General features: G+C 72.0%; 18 protein-coding genes. 15 read left to right on the forward strand and 3 right to left on the reverse strand.

What is annotated here, in order from left to right:
* The first annotated feature begins 104 nt into the window (after positions 1-104).
* From ACYU8V_RS20120 to guaA, 10 genes are all read left to right on the forward strand, one after another.
* Positions 105-425: a hypothetical protein gene (locus ACYU8V_RS20120; protein WP_460849909.1), complete on the forward strand. Its 321-nt coding sequence runs from the start codon at positions 105-107 to the stop codon at positions 423-425.
* Positions 412-1752 carry a cytochrome P450 gene (locus ACYU8V_RS20125; RefSeq protein WP_460849910.1) on the forward strand — a complete coding sequence of 447 codons (1341 nt, stop codon included), beginning with the start codon at positions 412-414 and terminating at the stop codon, positions 1750-1752. The genes ACYU8V_RS20120 and ACYU8V_RS20125 overlap by 14 nt, the downstream gene beginning before the upstream one ends.
* 24 nt (positions 1753-1776) lie before the next feature.
* Positions 1777-2886 carry a phosphotransferase family protein gene (locus ACYU8V_RS20130; RefSeq protein ID WP_460849912.1) on the forward strand — a complete coding sequence of 370 codons (1110 nt, stop codon included), beginning with the start codon at positions 1777-1779 and terminating at the stop codon, positions 2884-2886.
* Positions 2883-4070 carry a hypothetical protein gene (locus tag ACYU8V_RS20135; protein WP_460849914.1) on the forward strand — a complete coding sequence of 396 codons (1188 nt, stop codon included), beginning with the start codon at positions 2883-2885 and terminating at the stop codon, positions 4068-4070. Before ACYU8V_RS20130 ends, ACYU8V_RS20135 begins: the two co-directional genes overlap by 4 nt.
* Before the next feature lie 72 nt (positions 4071-4142).
* On the forward strand, positions 4143-5591 hold the full coding sequence (locus ACYU8V_RS20140) for an aldehyde dehydrogenase (RefSeq protein WP_460849916.1): 1449 nt from the start codon (positions 4143-4145) through the stop codon (positions 5589-5591).
* A gap of 10 nt (positions 5592-5601) precedes the next feature.
* Positions 5602-6663 carry a glycosyl hydrolase family 18 protein gene (locus ACYU8V_RS20145; RefSeq protein ID WP_460849918.1) on the forward strand — a complete coding sequence of 354 codons (1062 nt, stop codon included), beginning with the start codon at positions 5602-5604 and terminating at the stop codon, positions 6661-6663.
* Between the two features lie 20 nt (positions 6664-6683).
* Positions 6684-8312 (forward strand): succinic semialdehyde dehydrogenase, encoded by a 1629-nt coding sequence (locus tag ACYU8V_RS20150; protein WP_460849920.1) that lies wholly within the window; start codon positions 6684-6686, stop codon positions 8310-8312.
* Between the two features lies 1 nt (position 8313).
* Positions 8314-10029, forward strand: coding sequence for a GMC oxidoreductase (locus tag ACYU8V_RS20155; RefSeq protein ID WP_460849921.1), 1716 nt, complete (start codon positions 8314-8316; stop codon positions 10027-10029).
* 322 nt (positions 10030-10351) lie between these two features.
* A complete protein-coding gene (locus ACYU8V_RS20160; protein WP_460849922.1) occupies positions 10352-11368 on the forward strand; it encodes a hypothetical protein in 1017 nt (338 codons plus the stop codon).
* A gap of 92 nt (positions 11369-11460) precedes the next feature.
* Positions 11461-13029, forward strand: coding sequence for a glutamine-hydrolyzing GMP synthase (guaA, locus tag ACYU8V_RS20165; protein WP_460849924.1), 1569 nt, complete (start codon positions 11461-11463; stop codon positions 13027-13029).
* A gap of 3 nt (positions 13030-13032) precedes the next feature.
* Here the strand turns inward: guaA and ACYU8V_RS20170 are convergent, their stop codons facing one another.
* Complete coding sequence (locus ACYU8V_RS20170; protein ID WP_460849927.1) at positions 13033-13662, reverse strand: TetR/AcrR family transcriptional regulator; 630 nt, start codon at positions 13660-13662, stop codon at positions 13033-13035.
* 69 nt (positions 13663-13731) lie between these two features.
* Between ACYU8V_RS20170 and ACYU8V_RS20175 the strand changes: the two genes are divergently transcribed.
* Positions 13732-13986: a hypothetical protein gene (locus ACYU8V_RS20175; RefSeq protein WP_460849929.1), complete on the forward strand. Its 255-nt coding sequence runs from the start codon at positions 13732-13734 to the stop codon at positions 13984-13986.
* Between the two features lie 10 nt (positions 13987-13996).
* Here ACYU8V_RS20175 and ACYU8V_RS20180 read toward each other — a convergent pair whose 3' ends face one another.
* Complete coding sequence (locus ACYU8V_RS20180) at positions 13997-14431, reverse strand: SRPBCC family protein (RefSeq protein WP_460849930.1); 435 nt, start codon at positions 14429-14431, stop codon at positions 13997-13999.
* A gap of 66 nt (positions 14432-14497) precedes the next feature.
* Between ACYU8V_RS20180 and ACYU8V_RS20185 the strand changes: the two genes are divergently transcribed.
* From ACYU8V_RS20185 to ACYU8V_RS20200, 4 genes are read left to right on the forward strand one after another with little or no spacing between them, the layout of a single operon-like run.
* On the forward strand, positions 14498-14941 hold the full coding sequence (locus ACYU8V_RS20185; RefSeq protein ID WP_460849931.1) for a hypothetical protein: 444 nt from the start codon (positions 14498-14500) through the stop codon (positions 14939-14941).
* A 25-nt stretch (positions 14942-14966) separates the two neighbouring features.
* The gene (locus ACYU8V_RS20190; RefSeq protein WP_460849932.1) at positions 14967-15845 is read left to right on the forward strand and encodes a DUF1295 domain-containing protein; all 879 of its coding nucleotides are present in this window, start codon (positions 14967-14969) and stop codon (positions 15843-15845) included.
* Positions 15842-16942, forward strand: coding sequence for an FAD-dependent oxidoreductase (locus tag ACYU8V_RS20195; RefSeq protein WP_460849933.1), 1101 nt, complete (start codon positions 15842-15844; stop codon positions 16940-16942). The genes ACYU8V_RS20190 and ACYU8V_RS20195 overlap by 4 nt, the downstream gene beginning before the upstream one ends.
* Before the next feature lie 28 nt (positions 16943-16970).
* On the forward strand, positions 16971-17609 hold the full coding sequence (locus ACYU8V_RS20200; protein ID WP_460849935.1) for a UdgX family uracil-DNA binding protein: 639 nt from the start codon (positions 16971-16973) through the stop codon (positions 17607-17609).
* Positions 17610-17624: 15 nt separating this feature from the next.
* Here ACYU8V_RS20200 and ACYU8V_RS20205 read toward each other — a convergent pair whose 3' ends face one another.
* On the reverse strand, positions 17625-17768 hold the full coding sequence (locus ACYU8V_RS20205) for a GPGG-motif small membrane protein (protein ID WP_460849937.1): 144 nt from the start codon (positions 17766-17768) through the stop codon (positions 17625-17627).
* Between the last annotated feature and the right edge of the window lie 60 nt (positions 17769-17828).

The following is a 17828-nucleotide window of genomic DNA, read 5'->3' on the forward strand; positions in this document are numbered from 1 at the left end:
TAGGACGCCCGATGCGGCCCACGGGGCGATGCTGGAGACCTCTCCCCGCACCTAGCGTCGAGTCATCGATCCGGCACCGCGCCGGCCGCCGAGAGGAGAACGTCATGGGATGGAACGAGACCCACCGCCGGTGGCAGGTGCTGCGTCAGCTCGAGACCGAGCTGGCCCACAGCGACGGGCCGCTGCCGTGGAGCGAGGAGTACGCCGACCTCTTCGGCGACCGGGCCGCGATGCTGGCCATGCTGCGCTACCGCTGGGAGCTGGCGCGCGACGCCCAGGTCGACCCCAGCCTGCCGGAGGCCGTCCTCGACGAGCAGCGGCGGCGGATCGACCAGCGCTTCGGCGGCGTACGCCGGATCCTGGAGCGCTACGCCTACCTGAGCGCCGACGGCGGTACGCCGGGGACGGCCCATGTCGCCGCGTGACCTCGGCGCCCGGGCCGGTGCCGAGGCGCGGAGCTGGGGCCGGTGGGCACTCGGCTTCGGCTTCGGCCGCACGATGATCCGGCTGGGGGCCCGGCGCGGATCGCTCGCCGCGCGGCTGTCCATCGATCCCGAGCTGCACCGCGATCCGGTGCCCGGCTTCGAGGGGCTGCGGCGCCAGGGGCCGGTCGTGGTCAGCGGCCCGATCGCCGCGGCCGTGGGTCACGAGGCGTGCAACGAGATCCTGCGCGGCGACGACTTCGGCGTCGGCGGCGGTCACGGCGAGCTGCCGACGCCGATGCGACGCCTGCTCGCCCGGATCTCCGAGCCCGACGTCATGGGTCCGCTGGACCCGCCGTCGATGCTCGCGGTCGATCCGCCCGAGCACAGCCGCTACCGCCAGCAGGTCGCGCGCGCGTTCACCGCCCGCAAGGTCGGCCGGATGGTCGACCGGGTCGAGGACGTCGCCGTACGGCTGCTCGACGAGCTGGAGGGGCAGGAGAGCTTCGACCTCGTGGAGAGGTACGCCGCGCTGCTGCCCGTCGTCGTCATCTCCGAGCTGCTCGGCGTGCCCGAGGAGCATCGCGAGCGGGTGCTGGCGCTGGGCAACCTCGCGGCGACGACCCTCGACCCGGCCCTGACCTTCCGGCAGTACCGGGCCGCCGAGGCCGCGATGCGCGAGCTGCACGCGATGTTCGCCGACCACGTCCAGCGGCTCCGCCGCGAGCCCGGCGAGGACCTGCTCAGCCAGATCATCACCTCAGGCGCGGAGGACCCGCTGGACGACGTCGAGCTGCACCAGCTCGGGCTGCTCGTCCTGGGCGCCGGCTTCGAGACGACGGTCAACCTGATCGGCAACGCCGTGGTTCACCTGGACCGCGAGCCGGACCAGCTGCGCGGCCTGCTGGCCGACCCGGACGGGTGGGCGAACGCGGTCGACGAGACGCTGCGGTTCGACCCGCCGGTCCAGATGACGATGCGGGTCGCGCGACGCGACACGGTCGTGGCCGGCGTACCGCTGCGACAGGGGACGCCCACCCTCGTCGTCATCGGTGGAGCCAACCGCGACCCCGCGGTCTTCGCCGACCCGCACCGCTTCGACGTCACCCGGGCCAACGCCTCCGAGCACCTCGCGTTCTCGGCGGGGGTCCACTACTGCATCGGAGCGAGCCTCGCCCGGCTCGAGGCCGCCACCGCGCTGCGGCTGCTCTACGAGCGGTACCCCGACCTCCGCGTCACGGGAACGCCCGAGCGCCGGGCCACGCGGGTGCTGCGCGGCTACGAGACGATCCCGGTCGCCGTGGGTTCGCACGTTCTCGTTGACAACTAGAACGTGTTCTAACAGGCTGAGCGGGTGACCGCCCCCGACTTCCACCTACAGCGCTCCAGCCGCGACGTCGACGCCCTCACCGGCCGGCTCGAGGAGTGGCTGGCGACCCAGCTCCCGGACGGCTCGGGGCCGCGCGTGACGATCCATGCCGGCATCGACGCCAACGGCATGTCCTCCGAGACCGTCGTCCTCGACGTCGCCTGGATGGAGGGCGGCGAGCCGCGGATCGGGGAGTACGTCGCCCGGGTGGCGCCCGCCGCCGAGGACGTGCCCGTGTTCCAGGCCTACGACCTGCGCGCGCAGTACGACGTGATCCGGCTCGTCGGCGAGCGGTCCGACGTGCCCGTGCCGGGCGTGCGCTGGCTCGAGCCGACCGGCGAGGTCATCGGCTCGCCGTTCTTCCTGATGGACCGGGTCCCCGGCGTCGTACCACCGGACGTGATGCCGTACCCGTTCGGCGACAACTGGCTCTTCGACGCGACCGACGAGGAGAAGCGGCGGCTGCAGGACAGCACCGTCGGGGTCCTCGCACGGCTGCATGCGCTGCCCGCCGAGCCGTTCGGCTTCCTGGCGCCGGCCGAGCCGGGCGGCACCCTGTTGGGCCGCAACCTCGCGCACCTGCGCGGCTGGTACGAGTGGGCCGCCCCCGAGATCGGCAGCTCGCCCACCGTCGAGCGGGCGCTCGACTGGCTCGAGGCGAACCTGCCCGCCACCGATGAGGGCGTGCTGTGCTGGGGCGACGCGCGGATCGGCAACGTGCTCTACCAGGACTTCGAGCCGGCCGCGGTCCTCGACTGGGAGATGGCGACCCTCGGCCCGCGCGAGATGGACGTGTCCTGGCTGGTGTTCGCACACCGGGTGTTCCAGTCCATCGCGGCCGTCTTCGAGCTGCCCGGCATGCCGGACTTCCTGCGCGAGGAGGACGTGCGGGCGGCGTACGCGGAGGCGACGGGGGCGACCCTCGGCGACCTCACCTGGTACCACCTCTACAACGGGGTGATCTGGTGCGTGGTCTTCATGCGCACCGGCACCCGGCAGATCCGGTTCGGCGAGATCGAGCGCCCAGACGACGTCGAGACGCTCTTCCACTGCAAGCCCCTCATCGACCAGCTCCTCGCGGAGGTCGGCGCATGACCTGGAGCGGGGCGGCGGGCAGCGAGGGCGGCCTGCACGGTGAGTACGTCGGCCTCGGGCCGCTCGACGAGTACCCCATCCACCAGCTCCCGCGGCCGGTGGTGTGGTCGGGCAGCACGGACCGGAACTTCTACGACCGCTCCTACCTCAACTGCCACGACCGGACCGGCGACATCTTCCTGATCTCGGGGATGGGCTTCTACCCGAACCTCGGCACCAAGGACGCCTTCGTGCTCATCCGGCGCGGGGACACCCAGACCGCCGTGCACCTCTCCGACGCCGCTGACCCGCGCGGCGCGGACCGGATGTCGCACTCCGTCGGCGGCTACCGGATCGAGGTCGCCGAGCCGCTGAAGCAGCTGCGGGTCGTGCTCGACGAGACCGAGGGCATCGGCCTCGACCTCACCTGGCGCGGGCTGTTCCCGCCGATCCAGGAGCTGCCGCACGTGATGCGCCAGGGCACCGGGACCGTGCTGGACGCGCAGCGGTTCGCCCAGGTCGGGTCCTGGGAGGGCACGATCCACCTCGACGGCGAGGACATCGCCGTCTCGCCCGACACCTGGATCGGCTCGCGCGACCGCTCCTGGGGCATCCGTCCCCAGGGCGAGGCGCTCCCGCCGGGCAAGCCCGCGGACCCGCCGTTCGACGGGATGTGGTGGCTCTACGTGCCGATCGCGTTCGAGGAGTTCTGCCTGTGCGTGATCATCCAGGAGACTCCGGACGGCTACCGCACGGTCAACGACTGCACCCGGGTCTGGAAGGACGGCCGGGTCGAGCAGCTCGGCTGGCCGCGGGTGTCGATCCGCTACGCCTCCGGCACGCGGGTGCCGACCGGTGCGACGCTGCACTGCACCACGCCCCGCGGTGAGGAGGTGCGCTTCGAGGTCGCCTCCCACCTGCCGGTCCCGATCCACGTCGGCGGCGGGTACGGCGGCGACTCCGACTGGGCGCACGGCGTCTGGAAGGGGCCCGCGTTCACCGAGCGGCTCACCTACGACATGAACGACCCGGCCGTCGCCGGACGGGTCATGTTCGGGGTCATCGACCACGTCGGATCCGCCACCGTGCACGGTCCCGGCGCCGGCGTACCGGAGGGGTCGCAGGGGTGGGGGCTGTTCGAGCACGGCGCCCTCGGCCGCCACGACGCCTCCGGCTTCCAAAACTGGTTCACCCTCGCCCCCTGAAACCGTTGCGGTCGTCAGGTTGCGCGGGGCGCTTTCCGCACCGCTCAACCTGACGACCCGAAAGGATCGACCATGGACAGAGACGCACTCTTCATCGGTACGACGTGGGCCAGGCCCGCCACCGACGCGGTGCTGGAGGTGGTCAGCCCGCACTCCGAGGAGGTCGTGGCGAGGGTGCCCGAGGGGTCGCCCGCCGACATCGACGCCGCGGTCGCCGCAGCCCGCAAGGCCTTCGACGAGGGTCCGTGGCCGCGGATGAGCCCGGCCGAGCGGATCTCGGTGATCGAGAGCCTGTCGGCGCTCTACGCCGCCCGGCTCGACGACATGGCCCGCATCATCTCGACCGAGATGGGCTCGCCGATCTCCTTCTCGAGCCTCGCGCAGGCGCCGGCGCCGTGGATGCAGATCGAGGCGTTCCTGACCATCGCCCGGGAGTTCCCGTGGGAGTCCACCCGGCCCGGGGCGCTGGGCGGCGACGTGCTGGTGCGGCACGAGCCGGTCGGGGTGGTCGCGGCCATCCCGCCGTGGAACGTCCCGCAGTTCACGGTGCTCTCCAAGCTGATCCCCGCGCTGCTCGCCGGGTGCACGGTCGTCGTGAAGCCCGCGCCGGAGACCCCGCTGGACGGCTACCTCCTGGCGGAGCTGCTGATCGAGGCCGGCGTGCCCGAGGGCGTGGTGTCGATCGTGGCCGGTGGTCGTGAGGTCGGCGAGCACCTGGTGCGCCACCCCGGCGTCGACAAGGTCGCGTTCACCGGCTCCACCGCCGCGGGCCGCAAGATCGGCGCCATCTGCGGCGAGCAGCTCAAGCGGGTCTCCCTCGAGCTCGGCGGCAAGTCGGCGGCGATCGTGCTCGACGACGCCGACCTGACGACCGTGGTCGAGGGCATGAAGTTCCTCGGCGTCATGAACTCCGGCCAGGCCTGCGTGGCGCAGACCCGGGTCCTGGTCAGCCGCGAGCGGCACGACGAGGTCGCCGGCGCGCTCGCCGACGCGATCGGCGCCATGGTGGTCGGCGACCCGATGGATCCCGCGACCGAGATCGGCCCGATGGTCGCGCGGCGGCAGCAGGAGCGGGTGGCGTCGTACATCTCGATCGGGGAGCAGGAGGGCGCGAAGCTGCTGACCGGCGGCCCCGGCATGCCCTCCGGCCTGGACAGGGGCTGGTACGTGCGGCCCACCGTGTTCGCCGGTGTCGACAACCGGATGCGGATCGCGCAGGAGGAGATCTTCGGCCCGGTCCTCTCGGTCATCCCGTACGTCGACGTCGCGGACGCCGTGCGCATCGCCAACGACTCCGACTACGGCCTGGCCGGCACCGTCTGGACCGCCGACCAGGATGCCGGCGTCGACGTCGCGCGCCGGGTCCGCACCGGCACCTACGGCGTCAACACCTACACGATGGACTTCGCCGCCCCCTTCGGCGGCTACAAGGCGTCGGGGCTGGGGCGCGAGTTCGGGCCCGAGGGGCTCGCGCAGTACACCGAGCTCAAGTCGGTCTACCTCTCCGCGCCGCCGATGTGAGGATGGGGCGATGCGCCTCCTTCGCATCGCCACCGCCGCGCTCGTCGTCCTGCTCGCCTCGGCGTCGACGGCGACCGCCGCCCCGCCGGACGGCTTGCACGTCACCGGCTGGATCCTCGAGGACACCGGCAACGCGGCGGTCGACGCCAACGCCCCCGGGCTGACCGACATCGCGGTGGCGGCGCTGATGCTGCACCCGGACGGCGCCGGCGTGAGCGGTACGACGGACGCCATGCGCCGCCTGATCCGCCGCGCGCACCACGACGGGCTGCGGGCCGAGGTGGTGCTGTCCAACTACAGCAACCGGCTCGGGGACTTCGACCCGCTCGCGCTGCACCGGCTGCTCTCCCACCCGGCCCGCATCACGGCGGTCGCGCGGAGCGTCGCGGCCCAGGTCCGCCGCAACGGCTGGGACGGCGTCAACGTCGACCTGGAGCGGGTACGCCGCTCCGACGGCCCCGGCCTGGTCTCGCTCCTGGCCGCGCTGCAGCGGCTGATGCCCGACGCCCGCACGGTCTCGGTCGACCTCAGCCCCGGCCCGACTGTCGCCGACTACGTCGACAGCGGCTACCGGCTCCGCGGCATCGCCCGGTACGCCGACGTGGTCGACCTGATGGGCTACGACTACAGCGGTCCGGGATGGACCGGACCGGGTCCGATCGGGCCGCTGCCGTGGCAGCGACGGGTGACCCGGGCCGCGCTGCAGGTCGTCCCGCGGAGCAAGGTCCAGCTCGGGGTCGCGGGCTACGGCTACGCCTGGACCTCGCCGACCCGCGGCTACACGGTCAGCCCGCGGCAGGCGCGGGCGAAGGTCGCGGCCGACGGTGCGACCGCCCACTGGCGCGCGACGCCGGGGGAAGTGGACCGCCACGTTGTCGGACGGCACGGTCCTGTGGTGGTCCGACGCACGCTCCTACCGGCTCCGGGCGGCCCTCGCCGACGACCTCGGCCTCCGCGGCGCCGCGGTGTGGCGGCTGGGCTCGGCCGACCGGCTTCCGGGATAGGACCTATCCCGGACAACCGCGACAGTGTGTCGCATCTGTCCCTCGATACCGGTTCTACTGGGCGGTAACCGGGAGTACCCTCGGCCCCATGAGCGCGTCCAACCCTGTGCCCGACCCGCGGCCCGAGCCGATGATCGACGGGCCCCACGACCCCGAGCACGACCCGCGAGCGACGTACGTCCTCGAGCCGTCGTACGTCGCCCGGCTGACGGGCCGGATCCTCTCCACGACCGGTCGCAGCCTGCCGCTGACCTCGCCCCTGGACGGGGCGCCGATCGCGCAGATCCCGCAGTCGAGCAGCGAGGACGTCGCCGAGGCCTTCGCCCGGGCGCGCGCCGCCCAGACCCTGTGGGCGCGCACCCCGCTGGAGCAGCGCAGCGAGGCGCTGCTGCGCCTGCACGACATCGTGCTGGAGCGGCTCCCCGAGATCCTGGACCTGATCACCCTGGAGTCCGGCAAGGCCCGCAAGCACGCGTACGACGAGGCCCTGCACGTCGCGCTGACCGCCCGCTACTACGCGCGGACCGGTCACCGGCACCTCGACAGCCAGCGCCGCTCCGGCGTCGTCCCGCTGCTCACCCGCGTGGACCACAACCGGATCCCCAAGGGCGTCGTCGGCATCATCTCGCCGTGGAACTACCCGCTCACGATGGCGATCTCCGACGGCATCCCCGCGCTGATGGCCGGCAACGCCGTGGTCACCAAGCCGGACGCTCAGACCATGCTCACCGCGCTGCTCGGCGCGGAGATGCTCGAGCAGGCCGGCATCCCGCGTGACCTGTGGGTCGTCGTGGCCGGCCCCGGCCGCGAGCTCGGTACGCCGATCATCGAGCGCTCCGACTACATCTGCTTCACCGGCTCCACCGCCACCGGCAAGATCATCGCGCAGCAGTGCGCCGACCGGCTGATCGGCTGCTCGCTGGAGCTGGGCGGCAAGAACCCGATCCTGGTGCTGCGCGACGCCGACATCGAGAAGGCCGCCGAGGGCGCCGTGCGGGCGAGCTTCTCCAACGCCGGCCAGCTCTGCGTCTCGACCGAGCGGATGTTCGTGGCCGACCAGGTCTATGACAGGTTCATCGAGCGCTTCGTGGCGCGCACGAAGGCGATGAGCCTGGGTGCCGGTCACGACTGGGCGATCGACATGGGTGCCCTCATCTCCCAGGACCAGCTCGACACGGCGGTCGCCCACGTCGAGGACGCCCGCGCCAAGGGGGCGACGGTGCTGGCCGGCGGCCGCGCGCGGCCCGACCTGGCGCCGTACTTCTTCGAGCCGACCATCCTCGAGGGCGTCACGCCGGAGATGACCTGCTTCGGCCACGAGACCTTCGGCCCGGTCGTGAGCGTCTACCGCTTCCACGACGAGGCGGAGGCGATCGCGCGCGCCAACGACGGTGAGTACGGCCTGAACGCCTCGATCTACACCCAGGACGGCAAGCGCGGCCGCGAGCTCGCGAAGCAGATCAAGTGCGGCACCGTGAACATCAACGAGGGGTTCGCCTCGTCGTTCGGCAGCATCGATGCGCCGATGGGCGGCATGCGCGAGTCCGGCATGGGCCGGCGCCAGGGTGCCGAGGGCATCCACCGGTACACCGAGTCGCAGACCGTCGCCACCCAGCGGGTCATCAAGGTGTCCCAGAACTTCGGCATGTCCGCCGAGGCGCACGCCAAGCTGATGACGCTCAGCCTGCGGGTGATGAAGAAGCTGGGGAAGGCCTGAGATGGCCGAGTTCGACTACGACGTCGTCGTCATCGGCTCGGGCTTCGGTGGCTCGGTCACCGCGCTGCGGCTGACCGAGAAGGGCTACAAGGTCGCGGTCCTGGAGGCCGGTGCGCGGTTCGAGGACAAGGACTTCGCCGACAACTCCTGGGACCTCAAGCGCTACCTGTTCGCGCCGGCCGCGGGCTGCTACGGCATCCAGCGCATCGACGCGGTCCGTGACTGCATGATCCTGGCCGGTGCGGGCGTCGGTGGCGGCTCGCTGGTCTACGCCAACACCCTCTACGAGCCGCTCGACCCGTTCTACCGGGACAAGTCGTGGGCGCACATCACCGACTGGAAGACCGAGCTGGCGCCGTACTACGACCAGGCCAAGCGGATGCTCGGCGTCGTCGAGTACGCCGAGATGACGCCGGCCGACGAGGTCATGAAGGCCGTCGCGGACGACATGGGCGCCGGCGACACCTTCCACCCGACCCCCGTCGGCGTGTTCTTCGGCGGCCCGACGCAGGCCGCGGGGGAGCGGTCCGCGGACCCGTACTTCGGTGGCGCGGGTCCCGAGCGGAACGCCTGCATCAACTGCGGCGAGTGCATGACCGGCTGCCGGCACAACGCCAAGAACACCCTGGTCAAGAACTATCTCTACCTGGCCGAGCAGAACGGCGCCGTCGTCCACCCGCTCACCACGGTCACCCGCGTGCGTCCGCTCGAGGGTGGCGGCTACCAGGTCGACGCCCGTTGGACGAAGGCCAAGCTGTCCCGGCGTACCGCCACGCGGACCTACCGCGCCGAGCACGTCGTCTTCTCCGCCGCCGCGCTGGGCACCCAGAAGCTGCTGCACCAGCTCAAGGCCGAGGGCGACCTGCCGCGCCTGTCGGACCGGCTCGGTCACCTGACCCGCACCAACTCCGAGTCGATCCTCGGCGCCATCGCGAAGTCCGACGACCCGACCGACTACTCCCGCGGCGTCGCGATCACCTCCTCGTGGCACCCCGACGAGGTCACCCACATCGAGCCGGTCCGCTACGGCAAGGGCTCCAACGCGATGTCGCTGATGCAGACCGTGCTCACCGACGGCGACGGCCCGGACCCGCGGTGGAAGACCTGGCTGAAGGAGATGTGGCGCGAGAAGGCCAACATCAAGAACCTCTACGACCTGCGGCACTGGTCGGAGCGGGTCGTGATCGCGCTGGTCATGCAGACGGTCGACAACTCGATCATCACCTCGCCCAAGAAGATCCCCGGCCTCGGCTGGCGGCTCACCTCGCGGCAGGGCCACGGCGAGCCGAACCCGTCCTGGATCCCGGTCGCCAACGAGGCCGTCCGCAAGATGGCCGAGCACCTCGGCGGCACCGCCGGCGGCACCATCGGCGAGCCGTTCAACATGCCGCTGACGGCGCACTTCATCGGCGGCTGCACGATCGGCGAGACGGCGGAGACCGGCGTCGTGGACCCCTTCCACCGCGTCCACGGGTACGACGGCCTCCACATCGTCGACGGCTCGACCATCTCCGCGAACCTCGGCGTGAACCCGTCGCTGACGATCACCGCCCAGGCCGAGCGCGCGATGGCCTACTGGCCCAACAAGGGCGAGACCGACACCCGCCCCGCGGCGGGCGAGGCCTACCGGACGATCCAGCCGGTGGCGCCGAAGGCGCCCGTCGTACCCGATCAAGCTCCGGCCGCACTTCGCTTGCCCATCGTGGGGGTCAACTGATCTGATGGACAGGTCTGGAAAGTTCCTCGAGAGCGGCGTAACCCGCCGAACCACCTCTCGTTGAATCACACGAGCCCGGGATTCACGCTCCCTCCCGACGCCCGGGCTCGGTCCAGGCACTGTCCATCAGTTGCGTGGACAACCAGGGCCCGACCACCCTCCCTCCCCGGTCGGGCCCTGGCGTGCTTTTCACGTCGTACCTGACGAACGCGTTGGGATTCGCAGCCGGACCCAACGCGTTGGTCAGGTACGACGACGGGCGGTCTGTGGAGAGACGCCGGCGCAGGTTCGACGGGGCCCGCGGAACGGCCAGACCGTCGTCATGGACGAGCCGACCATCACGAGGGCCGGCGTCGTGGCGCCGGTGCGCCCCGACGTCGAGCGCCGGGACGGGCGGCCCTCGCCGCAGCAGGTGCGCGGCAAGGGCTGGCGCCGGGTGGCGAAGGGCCTCTACGTGCCGGCGGAGGTCGATGCCACTGACACCGCACAACGCATCGTCGAAGCCATCGCGGGTCTCCCCGGTGCAGCGGTGACGGGCTGGGCGGCGTTGTGGTGGATGGGGGAGCCGTGGTCCTCGGGCGTCGATGCCCGTGGGTCGTTGCGCGACGTCCCGGTCTCGCTCGGCGACCGCCGGCAGTGCAGGCCGAGGTCCGGCGTACGGCTCGCGGAGGACTGGCTCTTCTCCTCCGACGTTCTCGCGGTCGACGGCCTCCCGGTCACCGTCGCCGAGCGGTCGGTCAGCTTCGAGGCGCGGCGAGCATGGTCGCTCGACCGGGCCGTCCAGGTCATCGACATGGCAGCGGCGCGAGACCTCATCGACCTGGAGGGTCTCGGTGAGTACGTGGCCAGGCTCCCCGCGCGGCCCGGGATCAAACAGCTCCGCACCGCACTGTCGCTCGCGGATGAGAACGTGTGGTCCCCGATGGAGTCGACGCTGCGCGTCCTCTGGCGGGTCGATGCTCGCCGTCCCCGGCCGCTGTGCAACCGGCCGGTGTTCGATCTCGAGGGGAGGCACCTGCTCACTCCGGACCTGTTCGACGCCGACGACGGCGTGGCCGGGGAGTACGACGGCGCCGTCCACGAGAGCGACTCGGCACGTCGGCGCGACCTGGACAGGGAGGAGCGGGCCCGAGCTGCGGGCATCGAGGTCGTGACGATGATGGCGGGTGACCTCGCGTCTCCCGGTCGCTTCCTGAGCCGCCTCCGAGCCGCCTGGGCCAGGGCCGAGGCTCGGCGCGGGGAGCCACGGCGCTGGACCATCGAGATGCCGCCAGGGTGGGTGGACACGACGACGGTCGCTGCGCGTCGTGCCGCCGGCCGTCCTCTGCGTCGTACCTGACCAACGCGTTGGATTTCAGGCCTCGAACCAACGCGTTGGTCAGGTACGACGGCGAATCGGACCCGCCCGGGCCCCGCCGATAGGATCCGGCCATGACCGAAGAGCACGATCTGGTCCTGGTGGTCGACTTCGGGGCGCAGTACGCCCAGCTGATCGCGCGGCGGGTGCGGGAGGCGCGGGTCTACTCCGAGATCGTGCCGCACACCATGCCGGTCGCGGAGATGCTGGCGAAGCAGCCGAAGGCGATCGTGCTGTCCGGCGGCCCGTCCTCGGTGTACGCCGACGGCGCGCCCGCGATCGACAACACCCTCTTCACGGCCGGTACGCCGGTGTTCGGCATGTGCTACGGCTTCCAGCTCATGGCGCTCGGGATGGGCGGCACGGTCGACAACAACGGGGCGCGCGAGTACGGCCGCACCCCGGTCCGCATCGGCACCGCCGGCACGCTCCTCGCCGACATCCCGGCCGAGCACAACGTGTGGATGTCGCACGGCGACTCGGTCAGCCAGGCACCCGAGGGCTTCACCGTCCTCGCCAGCACCGCCGGCACGCCGGTGGCCGCCTTCGAGGACACCGGCCGAGGGCTGGCCGGCGTCCAGTGGCACCCCGAGGTGCTGCACTCCGAGCACGGCCAGCGGGTGCTCGAGCACTTCCTGTGGGACATCGCGAAGTGCCGCCAGACCTGGACCATCGGCAACATCGCCGAGGAGCAGGTCGAGCGGGTCAGGGCGCAGATCGGCGAGACCGGCCGCGCGATCTGCGGCCTCTCCGGCGGCGTCGACTCAGCCGTCGCGGCCGCGATCGTGCAGAAGGCCATCGGCGACCGCCTCACCTGCGTGTACGTCGACCACGGCCTGATGCGCAAGGACGAGACCGAGCAGATCGAGCGCGACTTCGTGGCCGCGACCGGCGCCCGCCTGGTCGTCGTCGACGCGGAGAAGCAGTTCCTCGACGCGCTGGCCGGGGTCAGCGACCCGGAGACCAAGCGCAAGATCATCGGCCGCGAGTTCATCCGGTCCTTCGAGGGCGCCGAGCTCGAGGTCATCAAGGACGCTCCCGAGGGCTCCAAGGTGGCGTTCCTGGTCCAGGGCACCCTCTACCCGGACATCGTCGAGTCGGGCCACGGCGCGGGCGCCGCCACCATCAAGAGCCACCACAACGTCGGCGGTCTGCCCGAGGACCTCGAGTTCGAACTGGTCGAGCCGCTGCGCGAGCTGTTCAAGGACGAGGTCCGCGCGGTCGGCGCCCAGCTCGGCCTGCCCGAGGTCATCGTCCACCGCCAGCCGTTCCCCGGCCCCGGCCTCGGCATCCGGATCATCGGCGAGGTCACCCGCGAGCGCCTCGACATCCTGCGCGAGGCCGACGCGATCGCCCGCGAGGAGATGACCAAGGCCGGTCTCGACCGCGAGATCTGGCAGTGCCCGGTGGTCCTGCTGGCCGACGTACGCAGCGTCGGCGTCCAGGGCGACGGCCGTACCTACGGCCACCCCGTCGTCCTCCGCCCGGTCACCTCCGAGGACGCCATGACGGCCGACTGGGCGCGGGTGCCCTACGACGTCCTCGAGCGGATCTCGACCCGGATCACCAACGAGGTCCGCGAGATCAACCGGGTCACCCTCGACGTCACCTCGAAGCCGCCGGGCACCATCGAGTGGGAGTGACGCTCACTCGCCGGTGAGCTGGGCGATCATCAGGTCGCCCACCCACCGCACGACCTCGTCGTGGGGCCAGCCGAGGCCGCACAGCTCGAGGTAGGTCGTGGGGCTCCCGAGCACCAGCAGGATGTCGGTCGCACGGTCGACGTCGAGGTCACCTCGCAGGCCACCGAGGTCGCGCACCGCCAGGACCACGCCGCGGTAGCCGCCGCGCCGGAGGGCCTCGCTCTGGGTGAGCACGGCCGCGGCCTCCGGCTCGTGCCGCGCGGCCTTGGCGACCTCGTTGATGCCGCCGGCGCGCGCGCAGATCTCGGCGTTCCCCCGGGCGAAGGCGCGCAGCGCCTCCGGTGCCGTGGAGGCGGTGCGGATGTCGGCCCAGAACGCCTGCTCGGGCGGTGGCAGCTTCTCGGGTCCCAGCACCGCGTGGTCGAAGCAGGCCTGCAGCAGGGCCGCCTTGGTGCTGAAGGAGTAGTACAACGTCTGTACCGCCACGCCGGCGCGCTTGGCGATGTCGGCCATGCGGGCGCCGGCGTACCCGTCATCGAGGAAGGCCGCCTGGGCCGCCTCGATCATGCGGACGCGGGTCTGGTCGGCGCGCTCGCGGCGCGATGGTCTGCTCGGGCTATTGACATCGGTCATGGCGAGGGGAAGTCTAGCTGCATCCACTCACTAGTGACAGTCACTAGTGATTAATGTCAGGAGTAGATGATGTCGGTCCTCATTGTTGCCAGCGCTCCCAGCCGCGAGGAGTACGAGAAGGTCAACGCCCAGATGGGCGGGATGGGCGCGGGCGTGGAGTTCCACGCGGCCGGCCTCAAGGCCGACGGGTCGGTCCAGATCGTGACGGTCTTCGAGAGCGCCGAGGCGGCCGAGACCTTCCAGCGTGAGCGGCTGTTCCCGGCCTTCCAGGCCACGGGCGTGATGCCGGAAGGTGCCCCGCCGGAGATGATCCCGGTCCTCTGAGCGGGCGCGGTCAGCCCTCCAGGAGGGCCTTGGCGCGGTCGAGGGCGGCCATCTCGGCCTCCATCGACCTCTGCACGGCCTTGCCCATGAACCTCTCCTTGCGGCCGCCACCCAGGTCGGCCGCAAGGGTGAAGGTCACCGCCGTGCCGTCGTCCTCGGTCTGCCGGAAGTCATAGCTGCCGACCGGGCGGACCGGGCCCGCCACCCCCTTGAACCCGTACGACGCCAGCCAGGTGTAGTCGGTGATCTCGATGTCGGCGGGGATGCCACGGCCGAGCGGACCCTTGACGGTCTGGTGGATCACCGCACCCACCGCGGGCTCGCCGTGGGCGTGGATGTCCTTGACGCCGGTGCGCCAGGACGTCTCGTTGGCGGGGTCGGTGAAGAAGGCGAACACCTTCGCGAGCGGGGCGGCGATGGTGATGGTGCGCGTGGCGTTCAGCATGCGCCGATCATCGCAGTCTTCCGACCAGCCTGTTCGCTCCCGGCCCGGTGTTCGTACGCTCGCTGCATGAGGCGAGCGCGAGTGATCTGGGCTGCGGTGGTCGTGGCGCTGTACGTCATCCATGCGGCCGTCGGGATCCACGAGCACCACGTCATGAACGCCGGCTTCCGCATGACGTTCCGCTCGTGGTGGCCGCTGCCGGACGGCGAGCTCCTGGTGTGTCGGGCGGCGGCCGTGCTGGGGGTCGTCGTGCTGGTGGCGGGAGCGCTGCCGCCACTGCGCCCCGCTCGGTTCGAGGCGGCACTGATCGCCACGGCATTGCCGGCGGCTGCCCTGATCCCGGTGCTCGTCGGGCCACTGCGGCTGGGCTTCCGGCTGTACGGGCACGCCGAACCGAGGGACACCGAGCTGTTGAGCGGCGTCATCGTCCTCGATGTGCTGATCGCGCTCGCCGCGGTGCTCGTGGTGGGCATCGAGGTCCTCGCCTCCCGCAAGTCCACCCAGAAATAGAACGCGTTCCACTAGGCTCGGTCGGGTGAGCAAGTCCGCCTCCCTGACCCGGATCGCGATCGTGTACGCCGTCGCGCTGGCCGCGGCGACCCTCTGGCTCGCCCTCGGTCCGGACACCGGCCGGCTCTGGCTGGCCGCGCTGATCGCGGACATGCTGGCCACGGTCGTGGTGTTCGTGGCGAGCCGGATCCTGCACAACTCCAGCTGCTACGACCCGTACTGGAGCGTGCTGCCGCCGTACCTGGTCGGCTTCTGGCTGCTCCAGGACCGCCCGGGCGTCGACCACACCCGCGCCGTCCTGCTCACCGTCGTGGTGGTGGTCTGGGCCGTGCGGCTCACGGCGAACTGGATCCAGGACTGGCCCGGCCTGCACCACGAGGACTGGCGCTACCCGATGCTGCGCGAGCGCGCCGGCCGCGCCGAGGCGCTCGTGGACCTGATGGGGATCCACGTGTTCCCGACGGTCATCGTGTTCCTGGGGATGCTGCCGGCGTACGCCGTGCTCACCCGCCCCGGCCGCGGCCTCAACGCGCTCGACGTTCTGGCCACCGTGATCGGCCTCGCCGCCCCCGTCCTCCAGTACGTCGCCGACGCCCAGATGCGCGCCTTCATCCGCACGCGGCAGCCCGGTCAGGCGATGGACCGCGGGCTCTGGTCGTGGTCGCGGCACCCCAACTACTTCGGCGAGATCGCGTTCTGGTGCGCGCTCGCCCTCTTCGGCGTCGCGGGCGCGCCGCACGACTGGTGGTGGCTGGTCCTGGGCGCGGTCGCGATGATCGCGATGTTCCAGGGAGCCAGCATCCCGATGATGGAGCAGCGCAGCCTGGAGCGGCGCCCGGCGTACCAGCAGATCATCGACCGCGTGCCCCGGCTGGTCCCGCGCCCGCCCCGCCGAGCCGCATGAGGGTCGTCGTCGCCGGGCTCGGCGACACCGGGCTCCTCACCGCGATCCACCTCGCGCGCCACCGCGACCTCGAGGTCGTCGGCATCTCCAGCCAGCCCGGCCTGGTCAGTGGCCAGGAGCTCGGCACCCGCCTCGCGCGCCCCGATGACTGGCAACGCGACTACCGGATCGCCTTCGACCGCTTCCGCCGGCTCGACCGGGTCCGCACCGTCCACGCCGAGCTGACCGCGCTCGATCCGGAGACCCGGACCGTCCACCTCCGCGACGCCGCCGGGATCGACCACGAGGAGCCATGCGACGTCCTGGTCATCGCCACGGGCGTCCGCAACGGCTTCTGGCGTACGCCGGACCTCCGCACCGACCACGACGTGACCGCCGACCTCGCGGATGCGCACGCCCGGCTGGCGGGCGCGGGCACGATCCTGGTCGTCGGCGGGGGAGCGGCGTCGGTGAGCAGCGCGCTGCAGCTCGCGCTGCGCTGGCCGGACAAGCGGATCCGGCTCGCCTTCCCCGGCGAGCGGGGCCTGGCCCAGCACCACCCGCGGACCTGGACCCACGCCGCGCGCCGGCTCGGTGCGGCCGGGGTCGAGCTGCTGGCGGGCCACCGCGCCGTCGTACCGGACGAGGCGGAGGGGCTCACCGACGGCCCGGTCACGTGGCGGACCGGGCAGCAGCCCACCGCTGCCGACGCGGTCCTCTGGGCGATCGGGCGCACCCGGCCGAACACCGGCTGGCTCCCGCTGGACCTGCTCGACGACGCGGGCTACGTCCGGGTCGCCCCGACACTCCAGCTGCCCGGGCGCCCCGAGCTCTTCGCGGTCGGCGACGTCGCCGCAACCGATCCGCTGCGTGCCTCGGCGCGCAGCCGCGCGGACAAGCTCCTCGCCCGCAACATCCGGGCCCACCTCACCGGCCGGCGACTCACCACCTACCGGCCACCCCGGCACCGCTGGGGCTCGGTCCTGGGCGTGGAGCCCGACGGGCTGCGGGTCTTCGCGCCGAACGGCCGGCCGTTCCGCTTCCCCGCCTGGACCGTCGACAGCCTGCTCCAGCCGTGGATCGTGCGCCGCGGGATCTATCGGGGCGTCCGCGACTGACCGCCACCCGATCGGGTACCCCGCACGCATGCGCCCAGACCGCCCCGGGGCCCAGGAGTGGGTCCCCGAGCACCCCCGGATCGAGGACCTGTACGCCGCCGCCCAGGCCTGCCGCGGCTGCGAGCTCCACCGCGACACGACCCAGGCGGTGCTCGGCGCAGGCCCTTCCGACGCACGCATCATGCTCGTCGGCGAGCAGCCCGGCGACGTCGAGGACCGCGAGGGCGAGCCCTTCGTGGGACCCGCCGGCCGGCTGCTGGACCGGGCGCTGGCCGATGCCGGGATCGACCGCGGGTCGGCGTACCTCACCAACGCGGTGAAGCACTTCGCCCACCACCTGGCCGGCCGCCGCCGGATCCACGACACCCCGAAGGCGGGGCAGGTGACCGCGTGCGCGCCGTGGCTGCGCGTCGAGCTGGAGCTGGTCCGCCCGGCCGGCGTCGTGCTGCTCGGTGCGACGGCGGCCAAGGCCGTGCACGGCCCGTCGTTCCGTCTGACCGAGCAGCGCGGCCGGCGCCTGGACTGGCCGGGGCGCTACCCGCTCGCGTCCCCTCCGGACTGGAGCCTGGTCACCCTCCACCCGTCAGCCGTCCTGCGGTCCGACGACCGTGCGGCGGCGTACGACGGGCTGGTGGCAGATCTGCGCGTGGCGGCCTCGCTCGCGTGAGGGATCGCGTGGGGGTCAGTGGAAGATGCTGACTCCGCCGGGGCCGACCAGCAGGCCGAGAACGATCAGGACGACGCCCCACAGGACCTCTCCGCGCACCAGGCTCACGATCCCGGCGATGACCAGGATCACTGCGATCAACCACAGGATGAACAGCATCGTTGCCTCCTTCGTCAGGGCCTCGCGGCCGATGGCATGAGGTACCCGGCCGGTCTCCGG

This window comes from Nocardioides ultimimeridianus (assembly GCF_054777895.1).